The organism is Enterococcus sp. DIV0086, from assembly GCF_050498705.1.
Classification (GTDB): Bacteria; Bacillota; Bacilli; order Lactobacillales; family Enterococcaceae; genus Enterococcus; species Enterococcus faecalis.
The window spans coordinates 1,311,901-1,330,769 of record NZ_JBNIDN010000001.1; the positions used below are offsets into that span (position 1 = coordinate 1,311,901).

Genomic DNA, 18,869 nt, shown 5'->3' on the forward strand with positions numbered 1-18,869 from the left:
TGTGTTTTTTATTTATTTTTTTGTTTTCGTAATTTATAGGCATATTCACTGGCTTTAAATAATAATTTATTAACCGGTAAATCAAATTCCCCAATAAATTCATTAATCGTTGGGTTGAAGTTCGCTTTAAACTTAATTAAGCCATCATTTAAACTACCTTCTAAGCCGCCCATATTACAGCTTTCGCAGCCACGGTTAAAACATTCTTGAATGGCATCTCGCCAAGTCACATATGTTGGCATGTAGCGTTTATAACGATCATCTAAGCCAGCATAAAGGATTTCACTTGTTGGACCAAATGTCACAGCCAAGGCGCCAGCAACCGTGACGATTTCACCAGCTTCTGCGATATTTTCTTCTAATTCTTTTAGTTCCCGAGTCAAGGAAGCATCTAATTCTTCTAAATTATGGCGCTTTTTCACTTGATTTTCTTTCAAATTACTCAAGTCTTTTTGATTTTTGTCATAGCGTTGTCGCGTGCTATCTAAGCGTTCCTTTAAATTGACTTGCGCCAGCATAATAAAGGAGTCTTCTGGGTAAATGTTCAACAGCTTCTTAAAGTAATCACTATTCCGTAAAGAAATATGTTGGCGTTCCATGGTTGATTGAATGACTTTTTCAAATTCATCAACAAAGTCAACATGCCCTTGCTGCACAACGACCCCTTTTTTTTCAGCTGTTTTAATCATTTTCTTGGTACTTTTTGACAATTGTTCCTCACTAAAATCTTCACGATAAATATTCGCTTGGAAGCGGGGCTGGATGGTGGCCCCCATATCCATTGTCAGTCCTTGATATTTGGCCCCTGCTTCTTTCAAGGTCTCAATAATAGCTGTCGCTTCAGCATGCGGTTGATGTTCTTCTCCCAAATGAAAATCTTGATAGTGAACCGCTGGATCCATTTTTATAAATAAAGCTCGTTTTTTCTTGCCAAATTTTTTCAATTCAGCCATAAAGTAGCTGACCAAACGTTCATTTGTATAGTCCATTACTGGACCTCTTGGTGTATATAACATCGTAAAACCGGCTGGTAATGGTTTGATTAAAACTAAACTTGATGCGACTAATGTATCCTTTTCATAAACCCCAACAATTTCAGAACCCCAGTTATCCTTGACTTTTGCCCATGAAGATGACTGTAGTAAATTACATAATGGGTGATTTTTAACAAATGTATCGTGTACTTCTGCCGGAATACCGATTTTAAATGTGTACATGTTCAAACTCCTCTGCTGTGACTTTCCAATAGTCCGTTTATCTTACACTATCATAGTGTATTCCAACAGACTAGTAAAGTTTTACATGAAAATTTTTAGAAAAAATGTAGATCTTATTCTTTATGTAAAAAAGACGAGGTAGAAACAGTTCATTCTATCACTTAGCTCACTAATAGCAACGACACTTTTCTTCACTGCCATTCAAAGGATGAATCATTTCTATCCACATCTTTTCAATTAAATACGTGTTTCAAATTTTAATGACTTGTTGATAAAATACATGATTGGTGCTGAAATCGTCATAATAATCGCTTCACTTAATGCTAACCAACCATAAGTTGTCCAAAATGCTTGACCGCCACTTGGTACTAGCATAAAGGCAATAAAAAACATACTTACAGTGAAAAATAGACTATTTAGACACATTCTAACAGGAATACTTGGTACTTTTTTTTGTAAAAAAGCTGTTAAACTCAACGCAAATAATGTTTGCGCTCCACCAAACAGAGCATCCATTACACCGAAACCAAAAAATAAGTTAAAAAAGATAACGCCGCCTAAAACACCCCACATCAATTTGCGATTGAAAACGACTAGGTGATTCAAACTTTCTGAAATTCTAAATTGAATCATACCAGAAGAAACTGGCCGAACCAATAAAGAGAGGACAATATATAAGCCCATAATGATACCATTGGCTAAGACTGTTCTTAGCTTTCGATTGGCTTGAAACGAATTTTGCATACTTTTTCCTTCTTTCTCCGAGTTTTTTTACAAGGGATGGTTGATGAACCTTGGTTACAATTGCAACAGTTCACATTCTAATATGGAACGTCAAAATAGTCAATGAAAGCCCTGTTTTACTTTGCACTTATTTGCAGTTTTCACCTCTCATGCATTGTTTCGTGCCTTTTTCTAGTCATTTTTTACTTTTTTAAGCAATCTTTATTCGCAGAAGTTCCTCCCTCTGGTATAATGGACAATAGCGATTCAAAGGAGGAGCTCAATGAACATTCACTACTATCTTATTATCAACGAGCAGGCAAGTAGCGGCAATGGCCGAAAAGTCGCTAGAAAAGTGATTCAACAACTCAAGCAACAAGAACTTAAATATACGGCTCTTTACACTGATTACGCTGGACATGAAAAAGAATTGACGAAGGAACTTGCAGAAACAACTTTACTTCCTTGGTCTGAAGACTTAGACGTTTCAACTTTTCCAATCCTAGTCGTGCTAGGCGGCGATGGCACACTACATAATGTCATTAATTCATTACTTCCATATGATTCAGCTATTCCTTTAAGCTATATTCCATGCGGCTCTGGAAATGATTTTGCACGAGGGGTGGGATTATCAAGAAATATTGATAAAGCATTGCATCAAATCCTGCGCACCAGACGACCAAAAGAAATTCAAACAATTCATTATGTAGAAGCCAACCAAGAAGAAATCGGCTTAGCCACCAATAATGTTGGCTTAGGGTTAGATGCGGCAATCGTGGAAAAAACCAACGAATCGTCATCAAAAAAAGCCTTAAATAAATTTAAGCTTGGCTCGCTTTCCTATATTTCTTCAATCATTCATGTCTTTTTTAAACAAAAAGGCTTTCCAATTTTAGTTGAAATGAATGGTAAACAATACACATTTAATCGTGCTTTCCTATGTACGGTCACAAATCATCCTTATTTTGGCGGGGGCGTATCAATTATGCCGACGGCCAATCCTCGCAAAGCAGTCGTGGACTTAGTTGTCGTGGAACGAATCAATATTTTTAAAATTTTGTGGCTTATTTTCCTATTGCTTCGCCAAAAACAAGGGAAATCTAAGCATTTTCATCATTTTCAATCAAGCAAAATTCGAATTGTTTCGACGATTCCACAAACCATTCACGCAGATGGCGAGATTTTAGGCAAACGAAGTATTGATATGGTTTATACCACACAAAAACGTTTGTTTTGGTTTTAACTGAGTCCCTTAAGGTTGAAAAAGAGTGCCATAAGTCAAAACGACTTATGGCACTCTTTCCTTTTCTCACAGAAATTGATAAGGCGTCGTATCCTTCATTCCAATCATTGGATCAATAGCATTTGTTTGAATAATTTCGACTGTTAGTCGTGGTTCTTTTGGTAATGATTCTTCGACAACTTTTGTCGCTTTCTTTGCTGTTTCTGGGGTTGACTCTTCCCCTTCATCAGCAAATAGTGAAACTTCTTGTACCGTTGTTTCAACTAATTGCTCGTCTGTTTCTTTTATCTGATCGGCTTTCGTTGATTGCTGTTCAGTTTCATAAGAGACAGCTTTTGTTTCCTTTTCAGTAAATGGATGGTCTGCCGTTAAACCTTCTTCATAGGCTTCTAACTGAGTTCTAGTCGTTAAGGTCATTTGTTCTGCGTTCACGATTCGTTCTTTTAGCATCGTCATGCGACTAGCCGATTTGTTTTTGACACATGTTTCAAAAGCAGAAACCTCACCTAGTAGAATTAATAATTCTTTACTACGTGTCACTGCTGTATACAGCAAATTTCGTTGCAGCATTCGGCTATACTGATGAACCATTGGCAGTAACACCATGCGGAATTCACTACCTTGCGCTTTATGAATCGAACAACAATACGATAGCGTAATTTTATTCCATTCATTTCTTTTATACGTTACTTCATTATTATCAAACTGTAAAACCAACTCGTCCACTTTGTCCTCTGAGTCTTTGGCTAAAGTAATTCCGACGATTTCTCCCATATCTCCATTGAACACATTTAATTCTGGCGTATTGACTAGTTGCAAAACTTTGTCCCCAATCCGATAGACGGTGTCATTCCATTTGACTTCTTTTTTCTTACCATCATTTGGATTGAAGATTTCTTGCATCATCTTATTCAAGGCATCAATGCCAGCTGCGCCACGATACATTGGCGCTAAAACTTGGATATCTTGTGGCGTAAACCCTTTTGCTTTTGCCTTTGTGACGATTTGTCGAATGTATTCTTCAATATGACCAATATCACTTGCAAAGAACGAGCGATCCTTTTGATTTTTTTGAAAATCAGCAGGCAACTTTCCTTCTTTAATTTCATGGGCAAGAGGAATAATACTTGAACCGTCTCCTTGACGATAAATTTCGTTTAGCTCACATTTGGGAATTTCGTTAATTTGCAATAAGTCATGTAAGACTTGACCTGGACCGACAGACGGTAGCTGATCCTTATCACCAACAAAAATCACTTGCATGTTTGTCGGAATAGCTTTTAATAACGTATTGGCTAACCAAGTATCCACCATGGACATTTCATCTACAATTAGCAAACCACCTTCTAATTCTTTGGCGGTTAAACTCGGATTTTTTTCACGACCTGTCAAGCCTAACAAACGGTGGATGGTACTTGCAGGTAAACCTGTCGTTTCGTTCATACGTTTCGCTGCTCGCCCAGTTGGCGCCGCTAGCAAGATTGGAAACATCTCCTGCGTATAGTCTTTGAGATCTAATGAAAGACCATTTAGTTCCGCAAACAACGAGACAATCCCATTAATAACAGTTGTTTTCCCTGTTCCGGGCCCTCCAGTTAAAATAAATAACGGTGATTTAATCGCTGCTTCAATCGCTGCTTGTTGCGAGTCGCCATACTGAATATTTAAACGTTTCTCAATCATTCGGATATTTTTTTGGACTTCTTCTTCCTCATAATGAATTTCTTTTTTACGAGAAAGTAAACGCTGAATCGAAGTACCAATGCCCCATTCAGAAAAATAGAGACTGTTCTCAAAAAGTTTAGTCTCTTCTTGTTGGATTTTTCCATGTTCGACTAACGTAATGATTTCATTGGCTACTTGATCAGGTGAGATTTCCACTGGGCGACTTGCTTCCAAGGTCCGAATCGCTTCTTTTAACAAAACATCTGCTTGAACATACGTATTGCCTGAGCGAATGGAGTGCTCAAACACTTCATGTAAAATCGCCGCTCGAATTCGAACAGCAGAATCCGCCTGAATGCCGATTTGTTCAGCAATATTGTCCGCTCGTTTAAATCCGACTCCCTCAATATCTTCAACTAACTGATAAGGATTTTCTTGAATCACAGAAAGGGTTTCTTCTTGATAGGTTTGATAAATTGAAAAAGCTAACTGACTACCGAAGCCGTATCGATTTAGTCCCACAATCACTTGCTCCATCCCGTGATTCAAGCGAATTGTTTCGACGATTACTTGACGTTTTTTTTCATTTAAAACAGTAACTTCTTCCAAAACACTCGGGTCATCAATAATTCGGTCAATCGCACTTTCCCCTAATACTTCAACAATTTTTTCAGCGGTTCGTTTACCAATGCCAGGAAATTTGTCACTTGATAAATAGTTAACCATCCCACTAGCCGAAGTCGGTCTTTCTTGCTGATAACTATCCACCTGAAACTGTCTGCCATAACGAGGATGGTCCACAAAATGACCAAAGAAACGATAGGGTTCCTCTTCTTGAACTTGGCCAAAACTTCCAGTTACTACAATTTCTTTTTCTAAATAATCTGTATTTGTATCGGTCACATTTACAAGAACGACTTTATAAAAATTACTGGGATTTTCAAAAAAGATTGCTTGTACAGTCCCAACAATAAAGGCTTTTTCTTCGTCCTCACCAAAAAGTGTTACCACTACAAGCCCTCCTTTCTGTTGTGCGCTTATTGTGCTTTTTCTTTAGCTAAAAAAGACGTATCATTCCATAACGTTAAGTCGTACGGCATGTTCCTTGATGCCTCTTTGGTTTCAAGGATTGAAAGGCTATTGTTTAACAGCCCGCCCATTGTCCGTAATTCTGATAATGGTTTACCAGCCATCGCTTGGATTGCCGCCGTCAGCGCTGCTCCGTGTCCGACAAATAGAACTGGACCTTCGTGCTGTTTCGCCGCTTCAGCAACTGTTTCTGAAATCCGTTGAATCGCTTGCTCGATTGGTTCACCATCAAAAATTGTTGGATCATACAAATCTAAACGATGCCGTAAATGATCTAATTCTTCTCCATAAAAATTACGCATTTCTTCAATATATTGTCCTTCTAAACGACCTAAACCTAATTCTTTTAAGCTGTCTGTATAAACAATTTCAACTGGACGATTCAATTCTTGTTGAATTCCCCGCGCAGTATTTTTGGCACGTAATAGCGGACTAGAATAAATTTTTTCAAACGGAATATCTTGTAAATATTGGCCTAATTGTTTAATTTCATCATAACTAGTTGGTAATAACGGCGAATCTCCTGTCATTCCTTGAAATCGTTTCTGTTGATTCCATTCAGTTTTTCCATGTCGTGTAAAATATAATTTCATGTAACTTCTCCAAACTTCTTTATCTCTTCATATGTCTTTCTAGTTTATCACTTCCCTGCGAAAATATCCATGGAAGTTTCTAGCAATCCAAGCAAAATAAGCCTAGAACAAAAATCTAAATTGTTTTTTGTTCTAGGCTTGGAAATTGGCCAACAGTAAAAATAAAACCACTTTCTTCTGACATTTTTGAAAAAAGCGCTACTGTCTTAACTTTTTTTAATCCAATTTATCATTTTCATAATGATGCGTCAGTTCTAAGTTCGGAAAATTTTGCTGACGTAAGGCTTCATAAACAATTAGTGCGGCAGTGTTAGAAAGATTCAGTGAGCGCACATGTTCATCATTCATAGGAATTCGGATACACTTTTCTTCGTTTTCTCGCATAAACGTTTCTGGTAAGCCCGTTGTTTCTTTTCCAAAAAGGAAATAATGGTCCTCGCCATCATTATAATTGACCTCGCTGTATGTTTGGTGAGCAAATTTGGTTACTAAATGCAAGTGTTTGCCTGCCACATGGGCTAAAAAGGCAGCCAAATCTTTATGATACGTAATATTTACATCATTCCAATAATCTAATCCAGCACGTTTTAAGTGTTTATCATCTGTTGAAAATCCTAAAGGTTCAATTAAATGCAACGGTGCATTCGTCGCTGCACATGTCCGTGCAATATTTCCAGTATTTGCTGGAATTTGTGGTTCAAATAAAACAATATGGTTCGTCAACTATCTTCAGCTCCTCAAATATCAATCGTGTTCATTTTAGCATAAATTCAAAATAAATAGCGCCCACAATACTTATTTTCAAAAAAAAACCGCATGACGCGATGATGTCAGGCGGCAGCTATTCTAACCAATAAAAAAAACGTACCGTCTCGGTGTCTAGCACGGCGAGTCGTTACGTTAGTGAAGGTCTCTTCACTAACTTTTATCAGAACAGGACCCTGATAAAAACCAATGAAAAAACAACTTGTAAGTAATATAACACCAATGTCACTTTATTGCAAGACTTTTTTAGGATTTTCTTCACAAAAAAGTCTATCTTTTACGACCTACTAACAAGCGGACGTCAATCGTAATTTTTTCCAACGGTCGCTGTTGTAGCTCGGCTTTAACTTCTTGAGAAACTTGCCACTCTAATGGCGACATTTCTAATAAATCCAACCGCCTTTCCTCGGGAATGTCAAAGCAATAAGTTATTCGTTCATCTACTTCCACAGCTAATTCCTCGGCAAAACGTTGGACTACTTTTTGATTGGAATAACTTTGTTTCTTTTCGTCATTGGGATAAAAAGCCGCTCGTAATTCCTTTAAATAATTCTCTTCAGGAATAATTTTAATCACAGTCCCGTCAGCTTTTAGTACTCGCCGAAATTCTTGATAATGTGAAGGAGAAAAAATATTTAAAATCGTATCAAGCCCTTGATCCGCAAATGGCAAATTCGTTAAATCCGCCACACACCAAAACGCATCAATTGGCTGATTACTTGCTAAATAGATTCCTTCCTTTGATAAATCAAACCCGATTTTCAGTCCAGATAAGCCTGCTTGACTTAACTCAGCAAGAAAACTCCCTTCACCACAACCAACATCGACTACTGTTTTATTTTGAGGAAGATAGTGCATAATTTTGTTTAAAACAGGCGCGTACATGCCACTTTGAATCATTTTTCCTCGAGAAGTAAACATTTTTTTATTATATTCTGTCTGAACGCCATGATTTAGAAAGTATAGCGTGCCTTTCTTGGATAAATCAAATTGATGTCTCTGTTGACAAATCAGACCAACCCCTTCTACATGCATTGGTTCATGACAAGTTGGACAGCGAAATACGGCTGCTTCTTTTTTCAATAATTGTTGTGCTCGTTCAATTTTCTTTAACATTTAAAGCTCCTTACGTTCATCAAATGAACATTTTCTCTTATAAAAAGTTGCACTCTTTTTTTCAGGGCTATGGTAGTAAGCAGAATTATGGTACAATGCCTGTGAAGAAAAAGCAAGGAGCGATAAGAAATGATTAAAGAATTCTGTGCCGAAAATTTCACTAAGATTCCCCAAGCCATTCAAAAAGGTGCGAATCGCATCGAATTATGCGATAACTTAGCCGTGGGTGGAACGACGCCAAGTACTGGTGTTATTGAAGAAGTCTTAGCATACGCTGGCGAACATTCTGTACCAGTGATGACAATCATTCGTCCTCGTGGCGGCAATTTTGTCTATAATGATATTGAATTAAAAATTATGCATACCGATTTAATCGAAGCAAAGAAATTAGGAACCGACGGCATTGTTATTGGCTGTTTAACTGAGGACGGTTGGTTAGATGAAGAAGCTTTGGACTTATTCATTGAAACAGCTGAAGGCTTGCAAATCACTTTCCATATGGCTTTTGATGCCTTGTCGAAAGAAAACCAATTTAAGGCGATCGACTGGTTAGCTGAGCGTGGTGTGACACGTATTTTAACTCATGGCGGGCCAGCTGGTACCCCTATCGAAGACAACTTTGATCATTTAAAAGAATTAATTGCCTACGCAGATCAACGGATTCTTATTTTACCAGGTGGCGGTATTTCCACAGAAAACGTTCAAACTGTGATGGACACTTTAAAAGTCACAGAAGTCCATGGCACAAAAATTGTTTAATTTCTTGTATCTAAAAAAGTGAGGTAGCCGTCGTATTAACGGCTATCTCACTTTTTTGATTTCAAGCAAACCAACGAATCCTTTTACCTCAGTCTCATGATAAATAAGTGCAATTTTTTAAACAAAATAACGCATAAACATGCTGGCAATATTGAAATAAATTAATACACTGGTTAAATCACTTAAGGTAGTAATAAACGGACCACTGGCAACTGCGGGATCAAACCCTAATTTATCCATTAACATTGGGATTAAACTCCCTGCTAAATTCGCCACAGTAATTGCACAGAGCATTGCCATCCCAATCACAAATCCAAGCGGAAGATTATGTTGCCACACGCCAACCACAATCATAATGGTTAAACCTGTCACAGCCCCCGTCACTAGTCCCGTGAGTACTTCACTTAAGATTAAGCGACCAAAATTACTATCCTTTTCATCTTTCATAGCCAAACGGCGTACCGCGACCGCCAATGATTGTGTCCCGGCATTGCCGGCTGTTCCGGTAATTAAAGAAATAAAAACGGCTAAAATACTCGCTTCGCTAACTAACGACTCATAATTACTGATTAACGAGGCCGTAGACATTCCTAAAAACAATAGCGTAATTAACCAAGGTAATCGTTTAGAAGCGGCTTTTAAAGGGTTCTCACTAACTTCTTCAACGTCGACCCCGGCTAAACCAGAGTAGTCGCTAGCGGCCTCATCATCGATAACATCAATAATATCATCAACTGTTACAATCCCCAACAAATGATCATCATAATCTGTAACTGGCACAGCTAAGAAGTCATAGTCACGAATTGTTTGCGCGACATCTTCTTGGTCATCGCCAACATGAACTGAAATAACCCGTTCATTCAAAATATCAGCAATCAAGGTATCATCATCATTAACAATTAAATCCCGCAACGAAATAACGCCGACTAAATGATTTTCTTGGTCGACTACGTAAACGTAATAGATTGTTTCCGCCATGTCCGCTTGATTCTTTAAGACGTACATCGCAGAACGCACTGTTTGATTCGCCACAATCGAAACAAATTCGGTGGTCATAATCGCCCCAGCAGTTTCATCTTCGTAATGAAGTAACTCTTTAATTTCGCCTGCTTCTTCACTACTTAACAAACTAAGATATTTCGCCTTTTGACTCTTATCTAACATATTTAGTAAATCCACCGCATTATCGGTATACATCTCAGCTAACATATCGGCTGCATAACTTGGACGCATTTCAGCTAAATAATCTTTCATATTCTCATTATCTTCTTCGATAACATCAAACATATCCGCTAGTTCTTTCGGAGATAGGTAATTGTATAAATGTTGTCGGTCTTTTTCATCTAACGATTGGTAAAATTGTCCTTGTTCATAAATGTGTAACGCTAAAAATAGCTCACGAAATTCGTTCATTTGTTGATTTTTTAGCGTTTCTAAAAGAAGGGCAAATTGCTCTTCCATTTCTTGGCCTTCATTCATCTTACACTTTCCCCTCCTGCCTCTTTATTATTATAACGTATCATCTACACTTTTCATATCCTCCGCTAGTGGGGAAATCAGATGAACCGTTTCTTTGGTAAAAGGATGAGTAAAAATTAGTTCCATGCAATGCAACGCTTGCCGCTCAATTCCTTGATCCATCTTTCCATGATACATCTCATCCCCTAACAATGAACAGCCAATTGCTTCAAAATGTACCCGAATTTGGTGTGTTCGTCCTGTATGGAGCTGAATGCGCACAGCTGCTGCTTTGGCTCCTCTTTTTGCGAGCCAATATTCTGTACTAGCAAATTGACCTGTTTCGATAACTTGGCGTTTTAATAAAGAGGACAAGTCGCGCCCAATTGGCTTTTCAATCAATTGATGCTCGTTTAACTGCTCAATCGCTCCACCAACAAGGGCATAATAAATTTTTGTCACCTTTTTTTCTCGTAATTCTTGGTCAATTAAAGCATGAGCAAAGCCGTGTTTCGCAAATAACATCAGCCCAGAAGTATCTCGATCTAAACGAGTCACGACATGAATAACTTGATTCACGTAATTTTGTCGCTTGTAATACCCCTTAACACGATTCGCCATCGTTCCTGAAGGATGATACTGAGCAGGTATCGAGGCAATGCCAGCAGGCTTATTAACTACTAAAAAATGATCATCTTCAAACACAATTTCAATCGGTTCATCATCTGTTAATAATGTCTCATGTTCCGCTTCATCTGGAATCGTCATTTTAACGACATCGCCAGTTTGTAAAGGATAGATGGCATTTTGAACGGTCCCATTCACTTGAATTTTACCACCCTGAAATTTCACCTTAGCTAATAACCCTTTTGAAACGCCTTGTTCCTTTAAAAAATATTTCACTTGTTGTGTTGTTTCTTTGTCATATGTCCATTGAAATTCCATCGTTTAATTAATCCTCACCAATAAAGGCATCTTTCACCCGATGCCAAAAATGCATGTGCCGATAAGAGGCAAAATGAATCCGTTCGTCTGCAATTCGATAGCAGACAGAAGCGATATTTTCTTGATAAATATCTAATTGGTCCACCGTGACAAAATAATCATCACTTTCCTGTAATTTAATCTCCAGCCACTCCGTATGTGCGATTACAATCGGTGACCCCAATGTTCGAAAGACACGATTGTTTAAGGAGGCGATTTCGGTTAACTGAAACGCATTAATGCTAGGATGCAAAACAGCCCCACCAATACTTTTATTATACGCAGTAGAGCCGGTTGGGGTCGAAATCGACAACCCATCACCACGAAATCGTTCAAACAGTTCGTCTTTAATAAACACATCGCCCACCATCGTCCGGTTTCCTCGTTTAATTGTCGATTCATTTAATGCTAAAAAATGTTTATCTGGTTTCCCATCTCTAAACCGAATCCGCACATCTAATAATGGATAACTCGTACTTTTTTCACGATGAATACACAAACTCTCAACTAGTTCTTTTAATTCATAATCACGCCAATCTGTATAGAAACCCAAGTGTCCGGTATGTACACCTAAGAAACTTACTTCGTTTAACAGATGATTAAATCGATGAAAAGCGGAAAGAAGCGTACCATCTCCGCCGACTGAAATCACAAGTTCAGGTTGACGATTGTCTATTTGAATTTGGTTTTGCTCTAATAGTGTTGTCAGTTGTTTTGTGACTTGTTTCGATTTTTCTTCCGAGTTATGAACAATCGCCACTTTCATAAGCAGACTCCTTTACTGATTTTCTGGTGTTTCGTTTTTAATTTGCTTATAGTATTCGTTTTCTAGCAATCCACGGCCATGAGAGAAGTAATGTTGTGCTTCTTGAATTTCTTCACGAATAGATGACATTTCTTCATCTAATAAATAGGCTGCCTCTGCCGCTCGCTGAAGGCGTTCTTTCATTTCTTCAGGAAAGACACCTTGATATTTATAATTCAAAGAATGTTCAATCGTTGCCCAAAAATTCATGGAGAGTGTCCGAATTTGGATTTCGGCCAAAATAATCTTTTCCCCGGTGACTAATTGCACAGGATATTCCACCACCACATGGTACGAACGATAGCCACTTTCTTTTTTATTTTCAATGTAGTCCCGTTCTTCCACAATTTTTAAGTCTTTACGATTTCTTAAAAGTGCGACTACCTGGTAAATGTCTTCCACAAATTGGCACATAATCCGCAAACCAGCAATGTCTTGCATTTCTTCTTCAATCCGATTTAAAGGAATATGCCGAATAGCCGTCTTTGTCAAAATACTATCTACTGGTTTCACACGTCCTGTAACGAATTCAATTGGTATGTGTTTATCTTGCTCCCGAAATTGTTTACGAATACCTCGTAGTTTTACTTTTAATTCGCTGACCGCCTGTTCATATGGCGCTAAAAACAGCTCCCACTCTCGTTCCATGGTAGATCCCTCAATTTCCTTGAATTTCATTCACTGATTATTTTACCACAGTCCTCCCTAAAATAGGGTGTTATTCGCTATTTGATTTCCAAACGCCTTTCATTAGAAAAATTTTTCACAGAGAAGACCACTTTTCTTGACGGAAACCTATATAATATGTGAAAATTGGAGTGATTTAAGAAAGAGAGAGAACCCCATGAGTGAGCACTTAGAAATTGAATTTAAAACATTAGTTAGTCCGCAATATTTCAAACGATTAATCGACCATTTTGCTATTCAAAAAACGGACTTTTTTACGCAAACAAATCATTATTTTGATACGGACGATTTTCAATTAAAAGCACAACGAATGGGCTTAAGAATTCGCGTATTAGCAGATCGTGGTGAGTTAACCTTAAAAGTTCCTGCGCCAGAAGGATTATTAGAAATCAATGACCCTTTATCGCTTGAGACGGCGAACCACTTTATCAAGAGGAATCACCTCCCTACTGAGGGGGCTGTGGCGAAGAAATTACAAGAATTAGGTATTGAAATCGCCTCGATCCATTTAATTGGTTCATTAAAAACAGCACGTGCAGAAAAACAAATTCCTCAAGGACTACTTGCGTTAGACGAAAGTTGGTATAACCAACAGCACGATTTTGAATTAGAGTTAGAAGTTACTGAAGCTGAAAGCGGCAAGCAAGCGTTTCAAACATTAATGGCTGATTTGAACATTCCCATTACGCTTGCACCTAACAAGATTCAACGCATGATGCGGACCACTGCCCCTTAGTATTCGAAGCACTGACGTTCTGGCACCTGTATTTGAAAAAGCATGGCATTGGAGGAAGTATGAATGGTTGAAATTTATTTGTTCGTCAATCCTTTAGGCGGCGTCTGTTTAGAAATTGAAAAAGAAATTATACAATTGTCTGTTAACGACAAGAAAAAAATACAATTGCGCTTTATTCCTTTATTAAACATGAAAACGATCAATGAATTTTTAAGTCGTCAACATATTCCGATTAATGACATTAAACGACGGAATCGAATTTTTGAAGATTTATACTCAGCCGCTCTTGACTATAAAGCTGCACAGTTACAAGGCCGAAAAAAAGGCCGACAATTGTTGATTGGCTTACAAAAAGCAGTAGCTGAAGACGGTCTAGCTTACTCTCCTGAGTTATCAGAAGAACTACTTCTAGCGGCCGGCGGGGATATTGATATGTATCGTAAAGACCGACAATCAGATTTTGTCAAAGAATCTTTCCAAACCGACCAAAAAGTTGCTCGAGAAATGGGGATTAAACAACATCCTACCGCAGTCGTTTACAACTATACTTGCGAGAACGATTTCGGCATTTTAGTCGAAAATTTTGAAAACATGGATGAAATTAAACAACTTTGTCGTGTCCATCCACATAACGAACCGTTGCTGGACCAAGGTGACGCAACCTTTGAATTTAAACGTCGCTCCAATTATCATTTTCCAAATGGACATTTACATTTATTATAAAAAAGAAGGACCAGTTGACTGGCCCTTCTTTTACTATTTTCACCATGTTCTATAATAATAGATAAAGTCTAATACTGCTACATTTGATGATTTGTTCTTATAAAAGACAGCTATGGAATGGGGCCATGTATATATTATGTACTTTTAAATATTAACACCGAAATTTGTATCGACCACCAATATTTATTTCAGTTCATCGACTAACCTCTTGGAACGCTATCAGACAATACTCGCCGATACTAACTCAAAAAATCGAGGAAATTTTATTCGGTTTAACACAAGCTAATTTATTTCTTCCCATTTATTTTTAGTCTGCTTATATAATATGGTTAGTTCTTTTTTATCCTTATCTAAATTTTTATTTATTAATTCCTGAATCTCATAAGAAAATTTATTTCTTTGATTTACATTGTCAAAGATGAATTCTTTATCAAAAGATAACTCTAACCCATTTAATGCTCCTGTTGTCCAGTAAATTTTTATATTCGAATCATCACCGCTATAATACATATTAAACTTTTCGTTTTCAGAGATATACGAACTCATTAATTCCAATTCTTCTGGAATTGTAAACAGATTATAATTATCAATTTTAACCACATGATATTGAATGTTATCTTCTATTAAATTATAAGTTTGACCATTTTGATTCCATTCTTTGACACCGCTATAAAAATTATTCAGACGAAGTTGTAAAATAGTAAAATATCCACCTATACATAGTACTATAATTAATAATATTAAAAATAATTTTTTGTACTTCTGTCCCTCTCTAATATCTTTCGAAAGTTTCTCCACCATCGTATTGTCCTCCTTCAATAATCGATCCAAGGTCATTTCATAAAGATTACTTAGTTCAATTAAACAATCAATATTAGGATATGATTTATTATTCTCCCAGTTAGAAATTGTTTGCCTAGTAACGTATAATTTCTCAGCAACCTCTGATTGTGTCAATCCTAATTCATTTCTTCTCATTTTTAATGAATTCCCTATGTTCAAAAAAAAACCTCCTTTTATTACTCTAAAGATAATAGAAGCTTGATATAAAAGAAAGCAAAGAATCTTTGCTTTCTTTTATATAACAGCAACAATCTATTTAATTATATAACTAAACCTGGTTTTACACAGATATATTTACTATTCTGTGTAAAACCAGGTTTATATTTTATGTTTACTAAGAAGTTACGACTTATAATTTTTCAACCAAAGCTTCTAATTCCGTTAAACGTTCTTCAAAAACTTTCATTGCATCTTCGATATACACGGCTTGTGTCATATCCACGCCCGCTTTTTTCATCACTTCAATTGGGAAGTCACTACTTCCTGCTTTCAAGTAGTTAAGATAGTTCTCTAAAGCTCCTTCTTCTCCAGCTAAAATATGTTTAGACAATGCCGAAGCGGCTGAGAAGCCAGTTGCATATTGATAAACATAGTAATTGTAATAAAAATGTGGAATTCTCGCCCATTCGTAACTGATTTCTTCGTCTCTAACTACTTCTGGTCCATAATATTTAGCATTGAGCTCGCCATAATACTCACTCAAATATTCACTTGTTAATGGCGTGCCTTTAGCATCTTCCGTGTGAATAAAATGTTCAAATTCCGCAAATTGGGTTTGACGGAAAATGGTTCCCTTAAAGCCGTCTAAATAGTGATTTAAGACATACGTACGTACTTTAGGATCTGTTTCTGTTTGTAATAAATATTCTGTTAAAATATTTTCATTTGTGGTTGAAGCAATCTCAGCTAAGAAAATTGAATAGTCGCCATAAACATACGGCTGATTATTTCTTGTATAGTAACTATGAACACTATGGCCCATCTCATGGACTAATGTAAATAGTTGATCCAAACTATCATGCCAATTCATTAAAATGTATGGGGCTGTGTCATAAGCTCCTGAAGAATATGCGCCACTTCGTTTTCCTTGATTTTCAATCACATCAATCCAGCGACTTGAAAAAGCTTCTTTAACAATAGATAAATAGTCTTCACCTAGTGGTTTTAAAGCCTCAATTGCTTTTTCTTTTGCTTCTTCATAGCTGTAACGAATTGGTGCTTCACCTAGCAAAGGCGCATACAAGTCGTACATGTGTAATTCTTCTACGTTTAATAATTTTTTTCTTAATTTTACATAACGATGTAGCAAAGGTAAATGTTTATTTACTACAGCTACTAATGTTTCGTGAACACTTTCAGGGATATGATTACTTGCTAAAGATGCTGCCCGAGCAGAATCATAATTTCTAATTTTTGCTTTATAATTATGCGTTTTAACATGTGCACCTAAAGTTGAGGCTAATGTATTTCTAAATTGTTTGTACACTTTGTACAAACCTTTAAATGCTGCTTCACGAACAGATGGATCGACACTTTCCATTAACTGACCATAAACGCCATGAGAAAGTTGAATCGTTTCGCCTTCAGCATTTTGCACAGTTGGAAATTCTAAGTCTGCATTATTTAAAATTGAAAATGTATTACTTGAGGCACCAAAAATTTCACTAGCCCCCGCCAGTAAAGCTTCTTGTTCCATCGATAAAACATGGGGACGTTCATCTAAAATATTTTGAATATAGTGACGATAAACAGCTAATTTGGGCTGCTCTTCAAAATATCCCCAGATTTGTTCATCACTTAATGTTAAAACCTCTGGGTCAAACCAAGAAACAGCTTCACTAACTTGTGCATATAAAGAACTAGCTCTGGCATATAAAGCTTGGTAAGCTGTATTTGTAGTGTCTTGATCATTTTTTAAATGAGAATAGACATATAATGTTTCCACTTTTCGATAGACATCTAAAACGTATTCTAACGCAGCTAGAAAAGCTTCTGCACCATTCCCTAAGGTTCCTTTAAATGATTCTGCTTGATTTAGCTCTTCTGTCAACTGATTATACGCAACATCAAAAGCAGCATCATCTTTAAAAATTTTGGTTAAATCCCAAGTTAATGGAGTTGGAACTTCATCACGTGTTGGTAATTGTTTAATTTCGCTCATAGTTTACTCTCCTTTAAGAAACGTTTTACTCATTATACTATCATAATTTAACACGTGTGACTAAAAAAATGTTGTTTTTTCACTTTTTTTAGCCAATGAATGAGCTTTTCAGGATCTTCTCTTAGGAAAATACTAGTTATTAGGTACTTATTGTTTACTTTAATTAACACATAACATTCTTGTAACCAGCTCAATAAGCTATTCCCCACAATTTTAAAAAGCTTTTTTAAGCCAATATTCGGCAGTGGCTGCCAAACAAAGTTCCCTTCTTCCAAAAAAACAGCTTCCAAGATACGCCATAGTTCCTGTTTGGTCACTAAACGCTCTTCTTCGGTTTTTAGTGCTTCCCAAACAAGCATTTTTAAATGAATATCTTCTTCAGAAGAAGGTATTAGCTTCAATCCAGGATAGTAAAACCAAGGAGGTAACTGGAGAAGGTGACAACCTTTCGTATATAAAAAGCTCTGTGTCCTAAGCAACTGAGCATTTCTGTAACCAAGTTGTTGAGTCAATTTTTGATAATAATCATGCATCAATTGACCAGTATGCCGTCTATCTGGCAGTAAATTTAAATTAGAGGTCGGTAGTCGGAAGATTTCTAGTAATTTTTTTTCGTAAAAATCCCATGATTGTTTTCTTCTATAAAATTGTTGACATTGACTCTCTTCAATATGACAAAGTAACTCTATTCGTTCTTGTTTCTTATTGGCCGACCATAAATAAAATCCCAAGGACTCCGAAAAATAAAGGAATTGTTTCGTTAATTGCGTGAGCTTGTCTTTAGGCACTAATCGTTCACCTAAAATCCAAACAACTTGATAGCCATGAGCTTGATAAGTCTCCGTCCGTTCCACCAAACGTTTAATTGGCAATGGACTACATTGAATTTCAATGGCTATCTTGCCAATGAGTAAATCTGGGCGTTGCTTCAAGTTGGGTAAGTATGCCTCAACTTGAAAGGACAGCTTTTCGCGTAAACACTTTTCCGCAAAAAGCTGCTTCAAGCGGAGGTGTTCTTCTGTTTCAGCTTCTGCTTCGTACCAACAACTATTCTTTTTACGATGAGCAAAATGGGGTATTTTAATGGGGCCTGCCTTCAAAATGACCGATTGATGACACATTGGACACACAAAAGCTTGTTCGCTTCGTATCTGTGTTAATTCATCAATCGAGCAGTCGATTAAAGAAAATAATTCTTGGTTGTCTGCCGTTAAAGCTGTTAACATGATTTTCACCTCTCATAAATAAACTACGCAAAGTTTCTTAATTTTCATTAAAAAAAAAAGCAAAAACTCGAAAGTT

General features: G+C 36.9%; 17 protein-coding genes. 4 read left to right on the top strand and 13 right to left on the bottom strand.

All coding sequences use genetic code 11. The features are described 5' to 3' along the window. Positions 1 to 8 precede the first annotated feature (8 nt). Both IGI63_RS06325 and IGI63_RS06330 read right to left on the bottom strand, forming a co-directional pair. Positions 9 to 1,217 carry an aminoacyltransferase gene (locus tag IGI63_RS06325; protein WP_002395491.1) on the bottom strand — a complete coding sequence of 403 codons (1,209 nt, stop codon included), beginning with the start codon at positions 1,215 to 1,217 and terminating at the stop codon, positions 9 to 11. A 237-nt stretch (positions 1,218 to 1,454) separates the two neighbouring features. Then, on the bottom strand, positions 1,455 to 1,961 hold the full coding sequence (locus IGI63_RS06330) for a QueT transporter family protein (RefSeq protein WP_002356499.1): 507 nt from the start codon (positions 1,959 to 1,961) through the stop codon (positions 1,455 to 1,457). A 262-nt stretch (positions 1,962 to 2,223) separates the two neighbouring features. Here IGI63_RS06330 and IGI63_RS06335 point away from each other — a divergent pair, with 262 nt between their 5' ends. Further along, positions 2,224 to 3,183, top strand: a complete 960-nt coding sequence (locus IGI63_RS06335; RefSeq protein ID WP_002356498.1) for a diacylglycerol/lipid kinase family protein — start codon at positions 2,224 to 2,226, stop codon at positions 3,181 to 3,183. Between the two features lie 66 nt (positions 3,184 to 3,249). Here the strand turns inward: IGI63_RS06335 and recD2 are convergent, their stop codons facing one another. From recD2 to IGI63_RS06355, 4 genes are all read right to left on the bottom strand, one after another. After that, a complete protein-coding gene (gene recD2, locus IGI63_RS06340) occupies positions 3,250 to 5,859 on the bottom strand; it encodes an SF1B family DNA helicase RecD2 (protein WP_429975528.1) in 2,610 nt (869 codons plus the stop codon). Between the two features lie 26 nt (positions 5,860 to 5,885). After that, positions 5,886 to 6,530: a histidine phosphatase family protein gene (locus IGI63_RS06345; RefSeq protein WP_002365042.1), complete on the bottom strand. Its 645-nt coding sequence runs from the start codon at positions 6,528 to 6,530 to the stop codon at positions 5,886 to 5,888. 216 nt (positions 6,531 to 6,746) lie between these two features. Next, positions 6,747 to 7,253 (bottom strand): tRNA (uridine(34)/cytosine(34)/5-carboxymethylaminomethyluridine(34)-2'-O)-methyltransferase TrmL, encoded by a 507-nt coding sequence (gene trmL / locus IGI63_RS06350; protein WP_002359567.1) that lies wholly within the window; start codon positions 7,251 to 7,253, stop codon positions 6,747 to 6,749. Between the two features lie 312 nt (positions 7,254 to 7,565). Next, positions 7,566 to 8,411, bottom strand: coding sequence for a methyltransferase domain-containing protein (locus tag IGI63_RS06355; protein WP_002380669.1), 846 nt, complete (start codon positions 8,409 to 8,411; stop codon positions 7,566 to 7,568). 129 nt (positions 8,412 to 8,540) lie between these two features. Between IGI63_RS06355 and cutC the strand changes: the two genes are divergently transcribed. Then, a complete protein-coding gene (gene cutC, locus IGI63_RS06360) occupies positions 8,541 to 9,170 on the top strand; it encodes a copper homeostasis protein CutC (RefSeq protein ID WP_002359565.1) in 630 nt (209 codons plus the stop codon). Positions 9,171 to 9,287: 117 nt separating this feature from the next. On the opposite strand, the gene mgtE is transcribed toward cutC, so the two are convergent. From mgtE to IGI63_RS06380, 4 genes are read right to left on the bottom strand one after another with little or no spacing between them, the layout of a single operon-like run. After that, a complete protein-coding gene (gene mgtE, locus IGI63_RS06365) occupies positions 9,288 to 10,649 on the bottom strand; it encodes a magnesium transporter (protein ID WP_002362548.1) in 1,362 nt (453 codons plus the stop codon). A 30-nt stretch (positions 10,650 to 10,679) separates the two neighbouring features. Then, positions 10,680 to 11,573, bottom strand: a complete 894-nt coding sequence (locus IGI63_RS06370; protein ID WP_010707216.1) for an RluA family pseudouridine synthase — start codon at positions 11,571 to 11,573, stop codon at positions 10,680 to 10,682. A 7-nt stretch (positions 11,574 to 11,580) separates the two neighbouring features. Beyond that, the gene (locus tag IGI63_RS06375) at positions 11,581 to 12,378 is read right to left on the bottom strand and encodes an NAD kinase (protein WP_002356486.1); all 798 of its coding nucleotides are present in this window, start codon (positions 12,376 to 12,378) and stop codon (positions 11,581 to 11,583) included. A gap of 12 nt (positions 12,379 to 12,390) precedes the next feature. Then, positions 12,391 to 13,065, bottom strand: coding sequence for a GTP pyrophosphokinase (locus IGI63_RS06380; protein ID WP_002356484.1), 675 nt, complete (start codon positions 13,063 to 13,065; stop codon positions 12,391 to 12,393). Between the two features lie 196 nt (positions 13,066 to 13,261). On the opposite strand from IGI63_RS06380, the gene IGI63_RS06385 reads away from it, so the two are divergent. Next, positions 13,262 to 13,840, top strand: a complete 579-nt coding sequence (locus tag IGI63_RS06385) for a CYTH domain-containing protein (RefSeq protein ID WP_429975529.1) — start codon at positions 13,262 to 13,264, stop codon at positions 13,838 to 13,840. A gap of 63 nt (positions 13,841 to 13,903) precedes the next feature. Further along, positions 13,904 to 14,563, top strand: a complete 660-nt coding sequence (locus IGI63_RS06390; RefSeq protein ID WP_002356482.1) for a ClpXP adapter SpxH family protein — start codon at positions 13,904 to 13,906, stop codon at positions 14,561 to 14,563. A gap of 282 nt (positions 14,564 to 14,845) precedes the next feature. Here the strand turns inward: IGI63_RS06390 and IGI63_RS06395 are convergent, their stop codons facing one another. From IGI63_RS06395 to IGI63_RS06405, 3 genes are all read right to left on the bottom strand, one after another. Beyond that, entirely contained in the window at positions 14,846 to 15,565 is a 720-nt protein-coding gene (locus IGI63_RS06395; protein WP_002356481.1) for a helix-turn-helix transcriptional regulator, read from the bottom strand. A gap of 190 nt (positions 15,566 to 15,755) precedes the next feature. Next, positions 15,756 to 17,567: an oligoendopeptidase F gene (gene pepF / locus IGI63_RS06400; RefSeq protein ID WP_429975530.1), complete on the bottom strand. Its 1,812-nt coding sequence runs from the start codon at positions 17,565 to 17,567 to the stop codon at positions 15,756 to 15,758. Positions 17,568 to 17,614: 47 nt separating this feature from the next. After that, positions 17,615 to 18,793, bottom strand: coding sequence for a competence protein CoiA (locus tag IGI63_RS06405; protein ID WP_086318011.1), 1,179 nt, complete (start codon positions 18,791 to 18,793; stop codon positions 17,615 to 17,617). Between the last annotated feature and the right edge of the window lie 76 nt (positions 18,794 to 18,869).